The organism is Nocardia sp. CA-136227 (assembly GCF_050955695.1).
In the GTDB taxonomy this organism is placed as follows: domain Bacteria; phylum Actinomycetota; class Actinomycetes; order Mycobacteriales; family Mycobacteriaceae; genus Nocardia.
In genome coordinates, this window is the sequence record NZ_CP192081.1 from 877,407 (window position 1) to 899,358 (window position 21,952).

Genomic DNA, 21,952 nt, shown 5'->3' on the forward strand with positions numbered 1-21,952 from the left:
TCGGCGCCGTTGGTAGCCATCACGAATGGCTATGGCGCAGATCACATCATGCAACGCCGTGTCGCTGCCATCGATAGTCCTTCCAGTTCGAGCGGTCGGACCAGCCGTGCGCGGATATGCTGTGCGCGTTCGCCCGGCCGGCAGGCACTGTCGGCTCGGGCTGGTCGAAGACCTTCGACGTGTGTGGATTGCTGTATCTGTGAGGTGAACAACTGTATGGAAACTGCCCGCAGAGCAGCTCGTGGTAGTCGACGACGCAGGTCCGGCAGCCCATTCTTCGGCCAATTGCTCACCGCCGCGGTCGAATCCTCCGCCACCGCCGTCGCCGTCAGTTTCAACCCCACCGGAGATCCGGCCGACCTGGTCGAGCTCACCTACCGCGAACTCGACGAGCGGTCCTCGCAGGTCGCCCGCGAACTGATCGCGCTGGGCGTGGGTCCCGGCGACGTGGTGGCCATGGCCATCGCGCGCTCGGTGGAATCGGTGCTCGCGGTGTGGGCCATCGTGAAGACCGGCGCGGCCTACCTGCCGGTGGACCCGACCTACCCGGCCGACCGGATCGAGCACATGCTCACCGACTCCGGCGCGAAATTCGGCGTCACCGTGGCCGCCCACCGCCGCGGTCTCGGAACCGCCGCCTACTGGGTCGAACTCGACGATCCGGCCCGCGCCGAACGCATCACCGCCCGGCCCTCGCACCCCATCTCCTACGCCGACCGCACCCGGGCGCTGACCGAACAGCACCTGGCCTACGTCATCTACACCTCCGGATCCACCGGCAAGCCCAAGGGCGTGGCCATCGACCACGCGGGCCTGGCCGTGCTGGCCGCCCGCCGGGAACACCGTGGCATCACCGAGGATTCGCGGCTCACCCACCTCATCACCCCCAGCTTCGACTTCTCCATCGTCGAACTGCTGTGGGCGTTCAGCGCGGGCGCGACCCTGGTGGTGGTGCCGCCGCACGTGTTCGGCGGCCCGGAACTGACCGAACTGCTACGCCGCGAACGCATCACCCACCTCTGCATCACCCCGGCCGTGCTGGAATCGCTGGATCCGGCGGTGCCGCAGGACCTGCAGGCCGTCATGTGCGGTGGCGAGCGGGTGCCGTCCGCGCTGGTCGACCGGTGGGTCACCCCCGACCGCGAGTTCTTCATCGAATACGGCCCGAGCGAGGTCACCGCCATCGCCACCGCCACCGACGCGCTACAGCCCGGCGGCGGCACCCACATCGGCTCGCTGCTCGCCGGGATCGGCGCGTACGTGCTGGACGCGGGGCTGCGGCCGGTGCCGCCCGGTGTGATCGGCGAACTGTATCTGGCGGGTCAGGCGCTCGCCATGGGCTACCTGAACCGGCCCGGACTGACCTCGGAACGCTTCGTCGCGAGCCCCTACGGCGAACCCGGGCAGCGGCTCTACCGCACCGGCGACCTGGTCCGCCGCCGCGAGGACGGGACCTTCGAACACCACGGCCGCACCGACTTCCAGGTCAAGATCCGCGGTCTGCGCATCGAACTCGGGGAGATCGACAGCGCGGTGACCGCGCATCCGGACGTCGACTTCGCCGTCACCCTCGGCACCACCCTGCCGACCGGCGCCGCCGCCCTCGTCACCTACGTGCTCCCCACCGCCGGCGCGACCGTGGACGTCGCCGCCCTGACGGCCTTCGCGGGAGAGTCGCTGCCCGCCTACATGGTTCCCGCGGCCATCGTCGCCCTCGACGAGATCCCGCTGACCCGGGTAGGCAAGGTCGACCGCGCCCGCCTGCCCGCACCGGTCTTCGCCGCCCGCGCCTTCAGGGCCCCGGCCACGCCCGCGGAACAGGCCGTCGCCGAGATCTTCTCGGGCCTGCTCACCCCGCCCGGCGCGGACCCGGTGCGGGTCGGCGCCGACGACGACTTCTTCGAACTCGGCGGCAATTCGCTGCTGGCCGCGCAGGCCGTGGCCCGCATCGGGAACGCGCTCGACACGCGGGTGCCGGTGCGGGTGCTCTTCGACGCCTCCACCGTGTCCGCGCTGGCCCGGCTGGTCGAGGACGAACTCACCACCGGGAACGTCGCGCCCGCACTGGTCGCCGGGCCGCGCCCGGACCGGGTGCCGCTGTCCTACGCGCAGCAGCGCATGTGGTTCCTCAATCGGTTCGATCCCGCCAGCGCGGTCGACAATGTCCCGCTCGCGGTCCGGCTGTCCGGCGCACTGGACCTGGACGCCATGCGCGCCGCGGCCCGGGACCTGGTGGAACGGCACGAAGTGCTGCGCACCATCTACCCGGAGGTCGACGGCGAGGGCTACCAGCAGGTGCTGCCCCTCACCGATTCCCGTGCCATCCCGGCACTTCCGATCCACGACATCGACCTCGCCGACCTGACCCCACGGGTCATGGAACTCGGCGGCACCGGCTTCGACGTCACCGCCGAACCGCCCCTGCGACTACGCGTCCTGCGGCTGGGACCGGACGAACACGTCCTGGTCTGCGTGGTCCACCACATCGCCGCCGACGGGTTCTCCATGGGACCGCTGGTGCGGGACCTGGTGACCGCCTACGTCTCCCGCGGCTCCGGCGACGCGCCGCGGTGGCAGCCGCTGCCGGTCCAGTACGCCGACTACACGCTCTGGCAGCGGGCCGCGCTCGGCAGCGAGGACGACGCGACCTCGGCCATTGCACGGCAGATCGCGTTCTGGCGCGACACCCTCGCCGAACTGCCCGACGAACTGGTGCTGCCCGCGGACCGCCCGCGCCCGCCGGTCGCGTCCTACCGCGGCGGCACCTTCCGCTTCGAACTGGCCGACGACGTGTACGCGGGCGTGCGGCGACTGGCCCGCGCCCACAACGGCACCACCTTCATGGTCGTGCACGCGGCGCTCGCGGTGCTGCTGGCCCGGCTCTCCGGCACCCGCGACATCGCCGTGGGCACCCCGGTCGCGGGCCGCGGCGACGCCGAACTCGACGACCTCATCGGCATGTTCGTCAACACCCTGGTGCTGCGCACCGACGTCGATCCGACGCTCGGGTTCACCGAACTCCTGGGCCGGGTCCGCGAATCCGACCTGCGCGCCTTCGGCCATGCCGACGTGCCCTTCGAACGACTGGTGGACCTGCTCGAACCGGCCCGCTCGCAGGCCCGCAACCCGCTGTTCCAGGTCATGCTGTCGTTCCAGAACCTGGCGCCCGCCGACCTGCGCCTGCCCGGCCTCACCGTCTCCGGCGCGGACCTCGAGGTGCCGTTCGCCAAATTCGACCTGCAACTGACCGTGCAGGAACGGGTCGACGAGTACGGCGACGGCACCGGCATGGCGGCCGAATTCTCCTACGCGCTCGACCTTTTCGACGAGGACACCGTCGCCTCCTTCGCACGCCGGTTCGCCCGCGTGCTCGAACTGGTCGGCGGCGACCCCGCCGGTCCGGTCGGCGATCTCGCCCTGCTGTCGGAGCAGGAACAGCGCCGGGTCCTCACCGACTGGAACGCCACCGATTGCGACGTGGTCGCGGCCGTGGGCCTGCCGCGTGGCAGCGCGCCGACCCTGGTCTCGATGTTCGAGGCGCAGGTCGCGAGTACCCCCGATGCCGTGGCGCTCGTGTTCGAGCACGAACGCCTCACCTACCGCGAACTCGCCCGGCGCGCCCGCCGTCTCGCCCGCGAACTGGTGGACGAGTACGGCGTCGGCCCGGAAACCCTGGTCGCCCTGGCCATCCGGCGCTCCACCGAACTCGTGGTGGCCATGTACGCCATCGTCGAGGCGGGCGCGGCCTACGTGCCGCTGGACCCCGAACAGCCGCACGACCGCATCGCCCACATTCTCGACACCGCCCGCCCGCGCCTGGTGCTCACCACCCGCGCCGACGGATTCGACGGCGGGGACGGCATTTCCACCGTGCTGGTGGAGGACGCCGAGGACCGGGCGCGGCACCGCTCGGCCGAACCGATCGGCGAGCTCGACCGGGTGCGACCCCTGCGGCCCGCGCATCCCGCCTACGTCATCTTCACCTCCGGTTCGACCGGGCGGCCCAAGGGCGTGGCGGTGAGCCACGCGGCGATCGTCAACCGCCTGGTCTGGATGCAGGCGGAATACCGGCTGACCTACACCGACGTGGTGCTGCAGAAGACCCCGGCGACCTTCGACGTGTCGGTGTGGGAGTTCTTCTGGCCGTTGCAGACCGGCGCGCGCCTGGTCGTCGCCCGGCCCGACGGGCACCGGGACCCGATGTACCTGGCCGAGGTGATCGCCGAACAAGGCGTCACCACGGCGCATTTCGTGCCGTCCATGCTCGCCATGTTCCTGTCCACCCTGGGCGAGGGCAGCTTCGCGGGGACCGCGCTGCGGCAGGTGTTCGCCTCCGGCGAGGCGCTGCCCGCGCCCACCGCGCAGCGGCTGCGGGAACTCACCGGCGCGCGGCTGCACAACCTCTACGGCCCGACCGAGGCCGCGGTCGACGTCACCTATCACGAGGTGACCGACGCCGACACGGTCTCGGTGCCGATCGGGCGGCCGGTCTTCAATACCCGCCTCTACGTGCTGGATTCGCGCTTGCGACCGGTGGCGCCCGGCGTCGCGGGCGAGCTTTACCTGGCCGGTGACCAGCTGGCCATCGGCTACGTGGCCCGCCCGGACCTGACCGCCGACCGCTTCGTGGCCGACCCCTTCGGCCACGGCGAGCGCATGTACCGCACCGGCGACCTGGTGAAGTGGACCGCCGAGGGCGAGGTCGAATACCTGGGCCGCACCGACTTCCAGGTGAAACTGCGCGGTCTGCGCATCGAACTGGGCGAGATCGAGGCCGCGCTGCTGGCGCAGCCGGGTGTCGCGCAGTCGGTCGTGGTGGTGCGGTCCGACGCCGTCACCGGCGACCAGCTGATCGGCTACGTGGTTCGCGAACCCGGCGTCGACGTCGATCCGACCGAGGTGAAAACTGCTGTCGCGCAGCAGCTTCCGGCCTACATGGTGCCGTCCGCGGTCGCCGTGATGGAAGCCTTCCCGCTCAACGCCTCCGGCAAGCTGGACCGCCGCGCGCTGCCCGCCCCGCTGATCCAGCCCCGCCGATTCCGCGCGCCCTCGACCCCGATAGAGGAGATCGTGGCGGGCGTCTTCGCGGACCTGCTCGGTGTGGACGGGGTCGGCGCGGACGATGACTTCTTCGAACTCGGCGGCAACTCGCTCATCGCCACCCGGGCGGTCTCCCGCGTCAACGAGGCCCTCGAGGGCACCGTCACCGTGCGCGAACTCTTCGAGACCCCAACGGTTTCCGGCCTGGCCGCCCGGATCGTTCCGGGCGCGGCGGCGGGCACCCGGCCCGCGCTGGTGGCGGGGGAGCGGCCTGCCCGCGTCCCGCTGTCGCTGGCGCAGCAGCGCATGTGGGTGCTCAACCAACTCGACCCGGAGTCGGCGGCCTACAACATCCCCATGGTCATCCGGCTCACCGGCGCGCTCGACGTCACGGCGCTGACCCTCGCCGCGGAGGACGTGCTGACCCGGCACGAGATCCTGCGCACCCGCTACCCGGAATCCGAACCCGGCGGCGCGCCGTACCAGGAGGTGCTCTCGCTCACCGAGGCGCTACCCGGCGGCCTCGAACTGCGGCGCACCGGTGATATCGGCGCGTGCGTGCAGCAGCTGGTCGGCACCGGATTCGATGTGGCGCAGCAGGTTCCGGTGCGGCTGCGGCTGCTCGCCGGTGACGCGCCCGACGACTACCTGCTGATCCTGGTCGCCCACCACATCGCGGCCGACGGCGCGTCCTTCGCCCCGCTGGCCCGCGACCTGATGACCGCGTACCTGTCCCGCGCCGAGGGCGAGACCCCCGGCTGGGCCCCGCTGCCCGTGCAGTACGCCGACTTCGCGCTCTGGCAGCGCGCCATGATCGGCGTCGACACCGACGAGAACTCCGTCGCGGCAGCGCAATTGGCGTACTGGCGCGAACAACTCGCGGACCTGCCGGCGCGGCCGCCGCTGGCGCTGGACCGGCCCCGCCCGGCCGCGCCGTCCATGCGCGGCGCGCTGGTCGACTACGTGGTGCCGGCCGAGATCCACGCCGAACTGAACCGGATCGCGCGCCGCCACAACGCGTCGCTGTTCATGGTCATGCACGCGGCCCTCGCCGTGCTGCTGGCCCGGCAGTCGGGCAGCTCGGACATCGTGGTCGGCACCGCGGTCGCGGGCCGCGGCGAACGGGTGCTCGACGGCCTGGTCGGCATGTTCGTCAACACCCTCACCCTGCGCACCGCCGTGGACCCCGCCGCCTCCTTCGACGACCTGGTCGCCGCGGCTCGCGAAACCGACCTGTCGGCCTTCGCGCACGCGGACCTGCCCTACGAGCGGGTGGTGGAGGCGGTCGCGCCCGGCGCGGGCCCGCTACTACAAGTGGTGCTGGCCCTGCAGAACAACGAGGTCGCCGAACTCGAACTGCCGGGGCTGACCGTCTCCGGCGTGGACGCCGACCTGACCGCCGCCAAGTTCGATCTCCAGATCGGTGTCGAGGCGCACCCGCCCGCCGCCGACGGGACCCCCGGCGATCTCGCCGTCGTGTTCTCCTACGCCACCGACCTTTTCGACGAGTCGACCATCGAGGTGCTGGGCGCGCGACTGCTGCGGGTGCTGGCCGCGGTGGCCGCCGACTCGCACATGCCGGTCGGCGATATCGATCTGCTGGACTCGGCCGAGCGTTCCCGCGTACAGGCCGCGCCCACCCCCGTGCCGGTGGTTACCACCACCGCCCACGGCGCCGCGCTGCCGCAGTCGCTGTCGGTCACGGTCGAGGACGATCCGGACGGCCCGGCCCTGGTCCACGGCGACGAATCCGTCACCTACCAGGACCTCGACGCCCGCTCCTCCCGGCTGGCCCGCGTCCTCATCGGGCGCGGTTGCGGCCCGGGCACGGGCGTGGGCCTGCGCCTGGACCGCGGCGTCGACCTGGCCGTGGCCACCTGGGCGGTGCTCAAGGCCGGTGCCGCCGCGGTACCGCTGGCCTCCCTCGACCGGCTGCCCCCGGCCGGACTGGATATGAAGGTCGGTCTCACCACCGGGACGCCCATGGCGGTCGCCGGCCTCGACTGGCTGGCCCTCGACGATCCGGGCGTGGCCGCCGAGATCGCCGCCGAATCCGCGCGGCCGGTCACCTACGCGCACCGCACCCGCGCCCTGCGCGGCGACGACACCGCCTTCGCCGCCCCCGGGCGGGCCTCCCTGGGCTACGACGCGGTGGCCGCCCTGGTGGACCGGATTCGCGGCGAATCGGAGCTGACCTTCGAATCCCGCACCTTCCGGACGGGCGCGGTGGACCATCCCTTCGCGCTGCTGGAGGTGATCGCCGCCGGCGGCGTCGGGGCGTCGATGGTGCTGGCCGAGCCGGGCGCCGACCTGACCGGGACGCTCGCCGACGAATGGGTCACCCACCTGTTCGCCGAACGCGACGGCGTCGGCCGGGTGGACCCCGCCGAGTTGGAGGATCTGCGGGCCCTGGTGGTGGACGCGCTCCCGGTGCCCGCGCAGTGGTCCGGTCACACCGTGATCGCCCTTCCCGGGGCGGGTGGGGTGTGATGACCACGGGTTGACCTCCCGGAGTGGCTCTCCCGCCCGCCGGGCTGAATACTCTGGGGAAGCCCCGCGTGAACCCGCCGTCTCCGAGGGCGGCGAACCACCCTGCCACCGGCAGGGCGGAGTAACGCGGCCTACGTGGATCCGATGAAGTTTGTCGGTGCACGCGGCGGTAGAGCAACACGGACAGGATGAGGACAAGCTGCATGATTCGGGTGGTCGGGGACCGGAAGAACGAGCTCGTGGCGGTGCAGGCATGACCCGCACGGCTCGCGTACGCCCGACCCGGACCCGCCGCGGACCGCACGTCCCGACCCTGCCGCAACTCATGGCCACCGCCGTGGAGGCCAACCCGGGCGGCGCCGCCGTCGTCCTGGCCGACGCCGACGCCGCTCTGGCCCGCCTCGGCTACGGCGAACTCGACGAACGCTCCAACCGGCTGGCCCGGCTGCTCATCGCGCGCGGCCTCGGCCCGGAGGATCTGGTCGCGGTCGGCATCCGTCGCTCGGTGGAGTCCGTGGTCGCGGTCTGGGCGGTCGCCAAGACCGGCGCCGGTTTCGTGCCCGTCGACCCCAGCTACCCGGCCGACCGCGTGCTGCACATGGTCACCGACTCCGGCGCGGTCCTCGGCCTGACCGTCGCCGACACCCGCTCCGCGCTGCCCGCCGCCGTGCCGTGGCTCGACATCGACACCGACGAGTTCCTGGCCGCCGCGAACACCTACTCCGCCGAACCCGTCACCAATGCCGACCGGGTGCGCCCGCTGCGCGCCGAGCACGCCGCCTACGCCATCTACACCTCGGGTTCCACCGGTCTGCCCAAGGGCGTCGTGGTCACCCACACCGGCCTGGCCGCGCTCACCGCCGAGATGCGGGAACGCTTCGGCATCGGCCCGGAGTCGCGGGTGCTGCACGTGGCCACCCCGTCGTTCGACGCCTCCATCATGGAACTGCTGATGGCCGTGGGCGCGGCCGCGACCCTGGTGGTCACCGTGCCCGACGTGTACGGCGGCCCGGAGCTGGGCGCGCTGATCGCCCGCGAGGGCGTCACACACGGCCTGATCACGCCGTCGGTGCTGGCCTCCCTGGATCCCGAGCAGCTGACGGGCATGGAGTCCATCGTCGGTGGCGGCGAGGCGGTGTCGCCGGAGCTGGTGCGCCGCTGGTCGACGAGCCCGTCGGGCAACCGCCGGTTCTTCAATGCCTACGGGCCCACCGAGGCCACTATCGCCACCAATATCTCCGATCCGCTGGCGGCCGACCGCACGGTCACCATCGGTGCGGCGGTCCGCGGCGCGGCGGCGCACGTGCTGGACGAGCGGCTGCGGCCGGTCCCGGCGGGAGCGCCCGGTGAGCTGTACATCGCGGGCGCGTTGCTGGCCCGCGGCTATCACGCCCGCCCCGAACTGACCTCGTCGCGCTTCGTGGCGAATCCATTCGAGGCCAACGGCTCCCGGCTCTACCGCACCGGCGATCTGGTGCGCGCCAATGCCGCCGGGGAACTGGAGTACCTGGGCCGCAACGACTTCCAGGTCAAGATCCGCGGCCTGCGCATCGAACTCGGCGAGATCGACGCCGTGCTGGCGGGCGACGAGTCGGTCGACTTCGCGGTGACCATCGGCCACGAGGTGAACGGGCGCGCCACCGCGCTGGTCTCGTACGTGCATGCCGCCCCGGGCTATTCGATCGACACCCTGCAACTGTCCGAGCTGGCGGAACGGGCGCTGCCCGCGCACATGGTGCCCGCCGCCATCATGGAACTCGACGAGATCCCGCTGACCCCCGCCGGCAAGCTGGACCGCCGCGCGCTGCCGGAACCGCAGCTCGAGATCGGCGAGTACCGCGCGCCGGAGACCCCCGCGCAGCAGGCCGTGGCCGAGGTCATCGCCGAGGTGCTGCACCTGGACCGGGTCGGCCTCGACGACGACTTCTTCAGCCTCGGTGTGGATTCCATCACCGCCATCCAGATCGTGTCCCGGGCGCGCGCCCGCGGCCTGGGCTTCAAGCCGCGCGAGATGTTCGCCGCCCGCACCGTGGCCGCGCTGGCCGAGGTCGCGGTGCCGGTCGAGAACGCCACCGCCACCGAGGAACTCGCGACCGGCCCGCTGGTCGAGCTGGACGCGGCCGACGAGGCGCGGCTGCGCGAGCGGTACCCGAACCTGTCCGAGGTGTGGCCGCTGACGCCGCTGCAGTCCGGCATGCTGTTCCACGCCCGCCTGGCCGAATCCTCGGTCGACGCCTACATGGTGCAGTTCGCTCTCGACGTGGCCGGTGAGATCGACGTGGAGCGCGTGCACGCCGCCGCCCGCGCCATGCTGGAACGGCACGTCAACCTGCGGGCCGTCTTCGCCGAGGACAGCGCGGGCAATCCGCTGCAGGTCATCCTCGACGACGTCGAACTGCCCTGGCAGTACCTGGATCTCAGCGACCGCGAACCCGCCGAGGCGCTGGCCGAGACCGACCGGCTCATGGCCTTCGACGTGGCCCGCCACTTCGACATGGGCGCGGGCCCGCTGCTGCGCATCACGCTGTTCCGGACCGCCGCGGACCAAGCGCAGGGAGGTGGAGCGTACAGGGTCTGCGTCACCAGCCACCACATCCTCATCGACGGCTGGTCCATGCCGCTGCTGGTGCAGGACATGCTGCTGCTCTACGCGGCCGACGGCGACGCCTCCCGGATCCCCGCGGTGCGCCCGTACCGCGACTACCTGGCCTGGCTGGCCGCCCGCGACCACGGCGCGGCGCGCGAGGCCTGGCGCGAGACCCTGGCCGGATTCGACGATCCGACCCCGCTGGCCGCGGTCGACCCCTCCCGTGAGATCACCTCGGGCATCGGCGAAATCACCTTCACGCTGTCCGAGACCGACACCGCCACCCTGACCAAGGTGGCCCACAACGCCGGCGTCACGCTCAACACCGTCGTGCAGGCCGCGTGGGGTCTGCTCATCGGCCGCAGCACCGACCGCGACGACGTGGTCTTCGGCGCCACCGTCTCCGGCCGTCCGCCGCAGCTGGCGGGCATCGAGACCATGATCGGCCTGTTCCTCAACGCCATCCCGGTGCGGGTGCGGCTGAACGCGGGCGACACCCTCACGCAGGTGCTGCGGTCGCTGCAGGACGAGCAGGCCGCCCTGCTCGACCACCACTACGTCGGCCTGGGCGAGATCCAGGAGATCGCCGGCGTCGACGGGCTTTTCGACTCCATCGTGGTGTTCGCCTCGTTCCCGGTGGACGAGGAGTCGCTCGACGACGCCGCCGCGCCCATCGACGGCGCGGGCATCCTCGGCGCGTCCGCGACCAACGGCACCCACTACCCGCTCACCGTCATGGTGCAGCCGCGCGGCAAGGGTCTCGGCTTCGGCGTGAAGTACCTGCGCGACCTCTTCGACGAGGACGCCGCGCAGGCCATCGCCGACCGGCTCGCGGCGCTGCTCGGCCGCATCGCCGCCGATCCGCGGGCCCGCGTGGCCGAGATCGACGCGCTGCTCGACGGCGAACGCCGCGCGCTGGCGGAGGTCAACGCCACCGATGTGCCCGAGCTGCGGGACGATTCGACGCTGCTCACCCTGTTCGACGCCCAGGTGGCCCGGACCCCCGACGCCCCTGCCGTCGTCTTCGACCGCACCAGCCTCACCTACGCCGAGCTCGACGCCCGCTCCCGCCGCCTGGCGCAGGAGCTCACCCTGCGCGGCGTCGGCGCGGAATCCCGGGTGGCCGTGGCCATGCGGCGCAGCATCGACCTGGTCGTGGCCGTCTACGCGGTGCTGCGGTCCGGCGGCGCGTACGTGCCGGTCGACCCCGACCATCCGGCCGAGCGCAACGAGTACGTGCTGGCCGGATCCGCGCCGGTGTGCGTGCTCACCCGCGCCGCCGACGACTTCGAAACCACTTCCGGCGTCCCGCTGTTCTTCGTGGACGCGCTCGCGGGCGCGGACCAGTTCGTCGAGGTGGCCCCCGCGCCGGTGCGCCCGGACAATGCCGCCTACGTCATCTACACCTCCGGCTCCACCGGCCGCCCCAAGGGCGTGGTGATCACCCACCGGCAGATGGCCAACCAGTTCCGCTGGTCGCAGCGCACCTACCCGCACCGTCCCGGCGACGTGGTGCTGCACAAGACGCCGATCACCTTCGACATCTCCACCTGGGAGCTGTTCTGGCCCCTGCAGACCGGCGCGACCGTGGTGGTCGCCGAGCCGGACGGGCACCGCGACCCGGCCTACATCGCGCGGGTGATCGACGAATACGCGGTCACCTCCGTGCATTTCGTGCCGTCCATGCTCGACGCCTACCTCGACGGCGCGGCCCGGCGGCACCCCTCGCTGCGCTGGGTGTTCGCCGCCGGTGAGGCGCTGTCCGCCGAGAGCGCCGCGAAATTCGCGGCGGCGCTGCCGGATACGCGACTGGTGAACTGGTACGGCCCCGCCGAGGCCACCGTGGTCACCGCCCACCCGGCCGAGCACACCCACGGTGTCGCGGTGCCGATCGGCGGCCCCGTCGCCAACACCCGGGTCCTGGTGCTGGACCGGCAGCTGCGCCCCGTGCCGTTCGGCGCGGCCGGCGAACTGTATGTCGCCGGTGTGCAATTGGCGCGCGGCTACCTCGGCGCGCCCGCGCTGACCGCCGAACGCTTCGTCGCCCACGAGAACGGGCAGCGGCTCTACCGCACCGGTGACGTGGTCCGCTGGGTGCCGTCCGGCGCCGGCCACGCCCTGGAATACCTGGGCCGCAGCGACTTCCAGATCAAGCTGCGCGGCCAGCGCATCGAACTCGGCGAGATCGAGACCGTGCTGCTCGGCCACCCCGCCGTGCACCGCGCCGCCGTCTCCCTGGTGCGCGGCGAGACCGGCGACCGCCTGGTCGCCTACGTCGTCCTCGACGACGATACGCAGGTCCGCTCCGCCTCCCCGCGCTTCGACACCGACCTGCTCGCCCACACCCGCGAATCCGTGCCCTCCTACATGGTGCCCTCGGCCGTGGTGCGCCTGGAGGCCATGCCGCTCAACGCCTCCGGCAAGCTCGACCGCAAGGCGCTGCCGGTGCCGCAGTTCCAGGCCCGCGAATACCGCGAGCCCGCCACGGCCGCCGAGCAGACGGTGGCCGAGATCTTCGCGACCGTGCTGCGCGCCGACCGCGTCGGCGCCGATGACGACTTCTTCGAACTCGGCGGCAACTCGCTCAACGCCACCCAGGTGGTGGCCCGCTTGGGCGCGGCCATCGGCGCCCGGGTCCCGGTCCGCGCCCTGTTCGAGCACCCGACCGTCGCCGAACTCGCGAATTCCCTGGACGCGCTGGCCGATTCGGCCGTCGCCGGGGCCGCCCCGCTGCGGCCCATGCCGCGCCCGGAGCTGATCCCGCTGTCCTACGCCCAGCAGCGCATGTGGTTCCTCAACCGGCTCGATCCGGAGGCGGCCACCTACAACCTGCCCACCGCGCTGCGCGTCGCCGGCCCGCTGGACGTGCCCGCGCTGCGCGACGCCGTGGCCGACCTGGTGGCCCGGCACGAGGTGCTGCGCACCTACTACCCCGAGCACGACGGCGTCGGCCACCAGCTGATCCTGGCCGTCGACGCGCCCGACGCCATGCCGTCGCTGCCGGTCGTGCAGGTCACCGAAGCCGAAGTGGCCCAGGTGGTCTCGGAGGCCGCGTTCTCGCCGTTCGACGTGACCGTCGCGCCGCCGCTGCGGCTGCGCCTGCTGCGCCTCAGCGACGGCGACCACGTGCTGGTGTGCGTGGTCCACCACATCGCCGGTGACGGCTTCTCCGGCGGCCCGCTCACCCGCGACCTGATGACCGCCTACTTCGGCCGCATGCGGGGCCAGGAGCCGGAGTGGTCGCCGCTGCCGGTGCAGTACGCGGACTTCGCGCTGTGGCAGCGCGAGAGCCTCGGCGACGAGCACGACCCCGCCTCGCCGCTGGCCCGCCAGTTCGACTTCTGGCGCGACACCCTGGCCGGACTGCCCGACCAGCTGGAACTGCCCACCGACCGGCCGCGCCCGGTGGTGGCCTCCGGTCGCGGCGCGGTGCACGTCTTCGACATCGATCCGCACGTGCACGCCGCCCTGAACCGGGTTGCGCAGCAGCACAACACGACCCTGTTCATGGTGCTGCACGCCGCCTTCGCGGTGCTGCTGGCACGCGTGTCGGGCACCCGCGACATCGCCATCGGCGCGCCCATCGCGGGCCGCGGCGAGGCCGCCCTGGACGAGCTCATCGGCATGTTCGTCAACACCCTGGTGCTGCGCACCGAGGTCGACCCCAACGCCGGTTTCGCGGAACTGCTGACCGCGGTCCGCCGCACCGACCTGGCAGCCTTCGAGCACGCCGACGCGCCGTTCGAACGCATCGTGGAACTGCTGGATCCGCCGCGCTCGCAGGCCCGGCACCCGCTGTTCCAGGTGTCGATGACGCTGCAGAACATGACCCCGGCGGTGTTCGAGCTGCCCGGCGTCACCGTCTCCGACGTCGACCTGACCGTGCCGGTCGCCAAGTTCGACCTGGACCTCACCCTGGTCGAGCGCACCTCCACCGACGGTGTGGCGCAGGGCATCTCGGCCGCCTTCACCTACGCCACCGACCTGTTCGACGCCGACACCATGGACCGCCTGGCCGAGCGCCTGCGCCGCACCCTGGTCGCCGCCGCCACCCACCCCGAACGCGCCGTCGGCGACTTCGACCTGCTGGCCGTGGACGAACGCCAGCGCGTGATGACGGACTGGAACGCCACCACCGTCGACCTCACGGCCGGGCAGCACGCCTGGAGCTCCACGCTGCTCTCGCAGTTCGAGACCCAGACCCTGCGCACCCCCGACGCGATCGCGATCGACAGTGGCGGCGAGCGGGTCACCTACGGCGAGTTCGCGGCCCGCGTGCACCGCCTGGCGCGACGCCTGATCGCCGAGGGGGTCGGCCCGGAAACGCTGGTGGCCCTGCACATCCGGCGGTCGCTGGACTTCGTCACCGCCGCCTACGCGGTGCTGGCGGCGGGCGGCGCGTACGTGCCGCTGGACCCGGACCAGCCCGCCGAGCGGGTCGCCCACGTGCTCGACACCGCCGACCCGGTGTGCGTGCTCACCACCTCGCGTGACAGCTTCGACGCCGGCGAGCGCCGCGTGCTCGAGGTCGACACCGCGACCCTGGCGGGCTACGCCGAATACCCGGTGACCGATGGGGAACGCCGGGCGCCACTGCGTCCCGAGCACACCGCGTACGTCATCTTCACCTCCGGCTCCACCGGCCGCCCCAAGGGCGTCGCGGTGCCGCACGCCGCCGCCGTGAACCAGATCCGCTGGATCACCGGCGAATACGGGATCGGCCGCGACGACGTGGTGCTGTTCAAGACCCCGGCCACCTTCGACGTCTCGGTGTGGGAACTGTTCGCCCCCTTGGCCACCGGTGGCCGCATGATCGTCGCCACCCCCGACGGCCACCGCGACCCGCAGTACCTGGCCGACGTGATCGCCGCGCACAACGTCACCATCACCTCGTTCGTGCCGTCCATGCTGCGGATGTTCGCCGCCACCGCCGATCCGGAGCGGATCGGCTCGCTGCGCGCGCTGCTGGTGGCCGGTGAGGCCTTCACCTCCGACGCCGTGGACGCCTTCCGGGCGATCAGCCCGGCCGCCCTGCACAACCTGTACGGGCCCACCGAATTCACCGTGCACGCCACCGCCGCGCCCGTCCCCGCCGACGTGGCCGGGGCCGTGCCGATCGGCGGCCCGGTCTGGAACGCCCGCGCCTACGTGCTCGACGCGCGCCTGCACCCGGTCGCCCCCGGCCTGGTGGGCGAGCTGTATCTGGCCGGCGCGCAGCTGGCGCGCGGCTACGTCGGCCGCCCCGACCTGAGCGCGGAACGCTTCGTGGCCAGCCCCTTCGGCCGCGGCGAACGCATGTACCGCACGGGCGACCTGGTGAAGTGGAACGCCGACGGCGACCTGGTCTACCTGGGCCGCAGCGACTTCCAGGTGAAGCTGCGCGGCCTGCGCATCGAACTCGGCGAGATCGAGGCCGCCCTCACCGCGCACCCGGCCGTGGACCAGGCCGTGGTGGTGCTGCACTCCTCCGAGCACACCGGCGACATGCTGGCCGCCTACGTGGTGCCCACCGCCGGCGGCGCCATCGATCAGGACGCGCTGCGCACCCACCTGGCCGCCCGGCTGCCGTCCTACATGGTGCCCGCCGCCACGGTGGTGCTGGACGCCATGCCGGTCAACGCCAACGGCAAACTGGACCGGAAGGCCCTGCCCGCACCGGAATTCGAGGCGCGCGAGTTCCGCGCCCCCGTCTCCACGGTCGAACTGGCCGTCGCGGCGGTCTTCGCCGAGACCCTCGGCCTGGACCGGCCCGTCGGCCTCGACGACGACTTCTTCGCCCTCGGCGGCAACTCGCTGGTCGCCACCCAGGTGGTGGCCCGCATCAACACCGCGCTCGAATCCGGGCTCGGCGTGCGCGACCTGTTCGAGGCCACCACCGTCGACGAACTGGCGCGCCGCGTGCTGACCGGCAGCGGCGGCCGCCGCCGTCCGCCGCTGGTCGCGGGCCCGCGCCCGGAGCTGGTGCCGCTCTCGCTGGCTCAGCAGCGGATGTGGTTCCTCAACCAGTTCGACACCGCCGCAACCGCTTACAACCTGCCGATGGCCCTGCGCCTGGACGGCGAGCTGAACGTCGAGGCGCTGCGTCAGGCCGTCGCGGACCTGGTGGCCCGCCACGAGACCCTGCGCACCGTGTACCCGCAGAGCGGGGGAGCGGCCCACCAGGTGGTGCTGCCCGCCGAGCAAGCGGTGCCGGAACTCACCGCCGAGCCCGCCGCGGCCGCCGACCTGCCCGAGCTGATCGGCACACTGCTGGCCACCGGCTTCGACGTCACCCGCGAGATCCCGCTGCGCGTCCGCCTTTTCGAGGTGGAACCCGCCGTGCACGTGATCGTGCTGGTCGCCCACCACATCAGCGCCGACGGCTGGTCCATGGGCCCGCTGGCCCGCGACCTGATGACCGCCTACATCGCGCGCTCGGCCGGTGCCGCGCCCGCGTGGACCCCGCTCACCGTCCAGTACGCCGACTACAGCCTGTGGCAGCGCACCGTCCTGGGCTCGGAAACCGATGAGCAGAGCCTGATCTCGGAGCAGGCCGCCTACTGGCGCACCGCGCTGGCCGGGCTGCCCGACGAGCTCAACCTGCCCGCCGACCACCCGCGCCCGCCGGTGTCCAGCTTCCGCGGCGGCCTGGTGCCCTTCCACATCGACGCCGAACTCCAGCAGGGTCTGGCGCGCATCGCCCGCGAACAGAACGCCACCCTGTTCATGGTCGTGCACTCCGCACTGGCCCTGTTCCTGGCGCGACTGTCCGGGACCGACGACATCGCCATCGGCACGCCCGTCGCGGGCCGCGGCGAGGCCGCCCTCGACGACGTCATCGGCATGTTCGTCAACACCCTGGTGCTGCGTTCGCACGTGGACGGCGGACTCCGCTTCCACGAACTGCTCGCCGCCACCAAGGAAGCCGACCTGCAGGCCTTCGCGCACGCGGACCTGCCGTTCGAGCGGCTCGTCGAGGTGCTCAACCCCGAGCGGTCCACCGCCCGCAACCCGCTGTTCCAGGTCATGCTGGCCTTCCAGAACACCCCCGACAGCGACTTCGAGCTGCCCGGACTGCGGATCAGCGCCCTGGACTCCGGCATCCAGACCTCCCAGTTCGACCTGTCGCTGACCGTCCGCGAGGGCGACGCGGACAGCGGCCTGCACGCCGTGTTCACCTACGCGCGCGACCTTTTCGAACAGCGCACCGTGGAAGTCTTCGCGGAGCGCTTCGTCCGGCTGCTCGAGGCCATCGTGGACCGGCCCGTCACCGCCATCGGCGACCTGCCGCTGCTCGACGCCGACGAGTACGAACTGCTCACCCACGTGCACGGCGACGAGGTGATGGCCACCGCGCTGCTGCCCGAGCTGCTCACCCGCGGCGTCGCCCTCGGTCGCGACCGTGTCGCCATCCGCTACCGCGGGCACTCCATCAGCTACGGCGAACTCGACGACTACTCCTCGCAGCTGGCCCGGGTGCTCATCCGGCACGGCGTCGGCCCGGAAAAGCTGGTCGCCGTGGCCTTCCCGCGCTCGTTCGAGATGGTCGCCGCGGTGCTCGCCATCGCCAAGGCCGGCGGCGCGCACGTGCCCGTCGACCCCGCCTATCCGGCGGACCGGGTGCGGCACATGGTCTCCGACTCCGGCGCCGTCATCGGCATCACCAGCAAGGCCTTCCAGCCCACGCTGCCCGGTGAGGTCGAATGGCTGTGCCTCGACGACGCCGCCACCGACCGCCGGGCCGCGGCCGAGTCCCCGGCGCCGGTGACCGACGCCGACCGGATCGCGCCCATCCGCATGGCCAACCCGGCCTATGTCATCTACACCTCGGGTTCCACCGGAATGCCCAAGGGCGTCACCGTGACCCACGCGGGTCTGGGCGGCCTGAGCGACTACGCGACCGGTCTCTACGACCTCGATCCCGAGCACCGGATGCTGCACATCTGCTCACCCAGCTTCGATCCCTCGGTGCTGGAGTGGATCTGCGCCTTCTCCACCGGCGCGGCCCTGGTGATCGTGCCCCGGGACATCCTCGGCGGACCCGAGCTCGCGGAACTCATGCGCCGCGAGAACGTCACCCACGCGATCATCACCCCCGCGGTGCTCGGCACCGTCGACCCGGCCGGGCAGTCGCAGATGGAAGTGGTGTCGGTCGGCGGCGACGTCACCCCGCCGGAACTGGTGGCCAAGTGGAAGACCGGAAATCGCCTCTACCACAACGCGTACGGGCCCACCGAGACCACCATCATCTCCACCTACGCGCAGCTGGAACCGGGCCGCCACATCACCATCGGCTCCCCGGTGCACGGCATGTCGGCGCTGGTGCTGGACTCCCGCCTGAACCCGGTGCCGCCGGGCGTCGCGGGCGAGCTGTACCTGTCCGGCGGCGCGCTCGCGCGCGGCTACCGCAACCGGGCCGCGCTCTCGGCGGAACGGTTCGTCGCGAACCCGTGGGGTGAACCCGGCTCGCGCATGTACCGCACCGGCGACGTGGTCCGCTGGTTCGCCGAACCCGAACTCCGGGACGGCAATCTGGCCGGGACCCAGGTCAGCTGGGAGCTCGACTACGTCGGGCGCTCCGACTTCCAGGTCAAGGTGCGCGGCTTCCGCATCGAACTCGGCGAGATCGACGCCGTGCTGGCCACCCACCCGGCGGTCGAGTACGCCGTCACCGTGGGCCGCAAGAATCACGCGGGCGTCACCGTCCTGGTGTCGTACGTGCTGGCCACGCCCGGCCACTCGCCCGACCCGGACCTGCTCACCGAGCACGCCGCGCGGACCCTGCCGCCGCACATGGTGCCCGCCGCCATCCTGGTCCTCGACGAACTGCCGCTCACCCCGGTCGGCAAGCTGGACCGCAAGGCCCTGCCGGAACCCGAACTGCGCCAAGGCGAATACCGCGCCCCGAGCAACCCGCTCGAGGAGACGGTGGCCGGGGCCTTCGCCGAGGCCATCGGCCTCGACCGGGTCGGCGTCGACGACGACTTCTTCGCCATCGGCGGCAACTCGCTGCTGGCCACCGGCATCGTCGCCAAACTGCGCGAGCTCACCGGCGCCGAGGTCCTGGTGTCCTGGTTCTTCACCGAGCCCACGGTGGCCGGGCTCAGCGCCCGCATCGCCGCGGCCCTCGAGGGCGAGCACGACTTCGACGCCGCGGCCGACTCGGCCCTCGGGGTGCTGCTGCCCATCCGGGCCACCGGCACCCGCGCGCCGCTGTTCTGCGCGCCGCCCATGGTCGGCATGGCCTGGCCCTACGCCGGACTGTCCCGGTTCCTGCCCGAGGACCAGCCGATCTACGGTCTGCAGTCCCCGGCCCTCACCGCGGACGACTATCGGCCCGAATCGCTGACCGAGGTCGCGCGGACCTACATCGAGGCCATGCGTGAGGTCCAGCCCGAGGGCCCGTACCGGCTGCTCGGCTACTCCCTCGGCGGCGTGCTCGCGCACGCCATCGCCACCGAACTGCGGGCCGCCGGCGACCGGGTCGACCTGCTGGCCGTGCTCGACGCCTACCCGGGCGCCGAATTCGACAGCTTCCGTGAGGATCTGCGCGCGCAGTTTGCGGAATTCGGCGTCGGCGAGGACGCGCTGCCCGCGGGCGACCTGCAGGACCTCAGCGACGAGGCGCTGCACGCCCTGCACGCCGCCATCCCCGCCGAACTGGCCGTGCTCACCGTGGACCGGCTGCGGCGCATGTACCGCGGCGCGGTCCGCACCGTGGAACTCGGTGCGCGCTACCGGCATTCGGTGCTCGACACCCGGATGGACCTGTTCTCCGCCGAATTCGGCCGCGAGGACGGCGAACCGCACAGCGTCGAGGACTGGCGGCCCTACGTCACCGGCCGCATCGCCGAACACGTTGTCCCGGTGCGGCATCAGCTCATGTGCACCCCGGAGGCGTTCGCGGTCATCGGCCCGCGCCTGGCCGAGCTCATCGAGCGTGCCGACCGTGGCGAAACGCCGGAAACCGGCGGACCCGCGGACAACTCGGCGACGGTGGACAAAGCTGAACCGGTGGAGAGCGCCGAACCGGCGAACAACGCCGACTCGATGAACAACGCCGACGACTGGGCCATCACCCAGGTGCTGCCGATCATCCGGCCCGAAGACCTCGCGCCGCCGGTCAAACTGCACGATCCCGCCGAACCCGCGCGCTCGGTGGGCTCCGAACCCGACCGCGCCTACGAGCCCGACGCGGCCTTCGAACCCGATGTCGCCTTCGAACCGGACGTCGCGTTCCGGCCGGAGCCGGAGACCGCCGCGCCTCGGTACGACGTGCCGGCGGCCTCGGAATCCGGGCCCGCCGCGTCCCGCGATGCGGCGGATCAGCGCGCGACCGAACCGGATTCGGCCGTCGACACCCCCGCCGCGCCGAGCACCGACCGCCCCGCGGTCCCGGTGTCCGCCACGTCCGGCCCCGCGCTCAGCGCGGTCGGCGAGGTGTCGCCGCTGCCCGCCGGAGCCATCGGCCTGCTCGAGGTGGAGCCGTCCGGCATCTGGGTCCGGGCCATCACCCTCGACATCGCCGCCGGCATCTCCGGCACCCGCGTGCGCCGTTCGGTCGCCGGACTCCTGGACCGGCACCCCGGGCTGTGGGCCCGCCTGCGCCGCGACGGCGACACCGTGGCGTTGGACATTCCGGCCGTGCAGCCGCGCGGCGCCGCCGTCGTGTGGCAGATCGACCCGAACGTCGAGGCCGTCGGTGACCCCATCGAGGCCGTGATCCACGCCGCCGCAGCCGAACTCGACCCGGAGCGCGGCTACAACATGCGCTTCGTCCTGCTCGAGAACGCCGCCGGAGGCGGCGATGCCGGGGACCGTCCCGCCGCCGTGCTGGTGGTGGTCGCCAATGGCCTGGTGGTGGACGACGCCTCGTGGCGCACCGTCATCGAGGACCTCACCGCCTCCTGGTCCGGCGGCCACGCCACCCCGCACAGCGCCGACGCGCACCCGCGCGGCGTCGCCCGGGCCCTGGCCGACCGCGCCGTGGACGACGCCACCGTCGACGAATTGGACTGGTGGCGTAAGGCGCTCGCGGGCGTGACCGAGGGCATCTCCCCGGACCTGGTGCTCGGCGAGGCCGACTCCGGCAGCCGCGGGCGGGTCTCGGTGGCCATCACCGGGGAGGGCGCCGCGGCCGTCGACTCCGTCGCCCGCCGCTACCACGCCAGCATCGACGAGGTGCTGCTCACCGCGCTGGCCGCGACCCTGCTCGACCCGGACTCCGAAACACTGCGCGACACACTGGGTTCGGTGGTGCGCCTGATCGCCGACGGCCGCGTCCCCGGCGACCGGGACGGGCTGCGCACGGTCGGCGCGTTCAGCACCAGCTACCCGTTCCCGCTCCGGCTCGAGGGCCTGGACCTGGCCGAGGTGCGCTCCGGTGGGCCCAGCGCGGGCTCGATCATCGAGCAGATCCGGAACTTCGCGCGCGAGGTGCCCTCGCACGGTGTCGGATTCGGGCTGCTGCGGTACCTGAACCCGGACACGGTCGCCGAGATCGCGGTGCTTCCGTTGGGCCGCATCGGCTTCCGATACCGGGACCTGCGGCCCGCCGAGGTCTACCCGGAGCCGGTGGCCGCCGACCTGTACCTGGACGTCACCGTCGACACCAGTCAGGACGGGCTCGTCGCCCGCTTCGACTTCGTCGGCGCGGTCTTGACCCTGGACCAGGTCAAGCAGCTGGTCGAGGGCTGGGTGCAGGCGCTGGCCGGGCTCGCCGAACACGGCCGTTAGCGGGCGACCGCACAGCCGCTGAGCTGGACGTGAACGGAGATCGATGGGCGACGCGCGGTGGGCCGATGGGCCCCGCCGCGCGACCCGCCCGTAACATTGCGGCTGTTGCGGCGATGGGAT

The 21,952-nt window shown here is 72.4% G+C and carries 1 protein-coding gene and 1 pseudogene; both read left to right on the forward strand.

From position 1 onward, the window contains the following. The first annotated feature begins 216 nt into the window (after positions 1-216). A complete protein-coding gene (locus ACQP06_RS04100; RefSeq protein WP_433670600.1) occupies positions 217-7,530 on the forward strand; it encodes an amino acid adenylation domain-containing protein in 7,314 nt (2,437 codons plus the stop codon). A gap of 298 nt (positions 7,531-7,828) precedes the next feature. Next, positions 7,829-21,832: pseudogene (locus tag ACQP06_RS04105) on the forward strand (amino acid adenylation domain-containing protein); the annotation flags it as partial. Positions 21,833-21,952: the final 120 nt, after the last annotated feature.

Excerpts from the sequence above, each read along its gene's own strand:
- ACQP06_RS04100 (WP_433670600.1), top strand. The coding sequence starts at position 217 with ATGGAAACTGCCCGCAGAGCAGCTCGTGGTAGTCGACGACGCAGGTCC.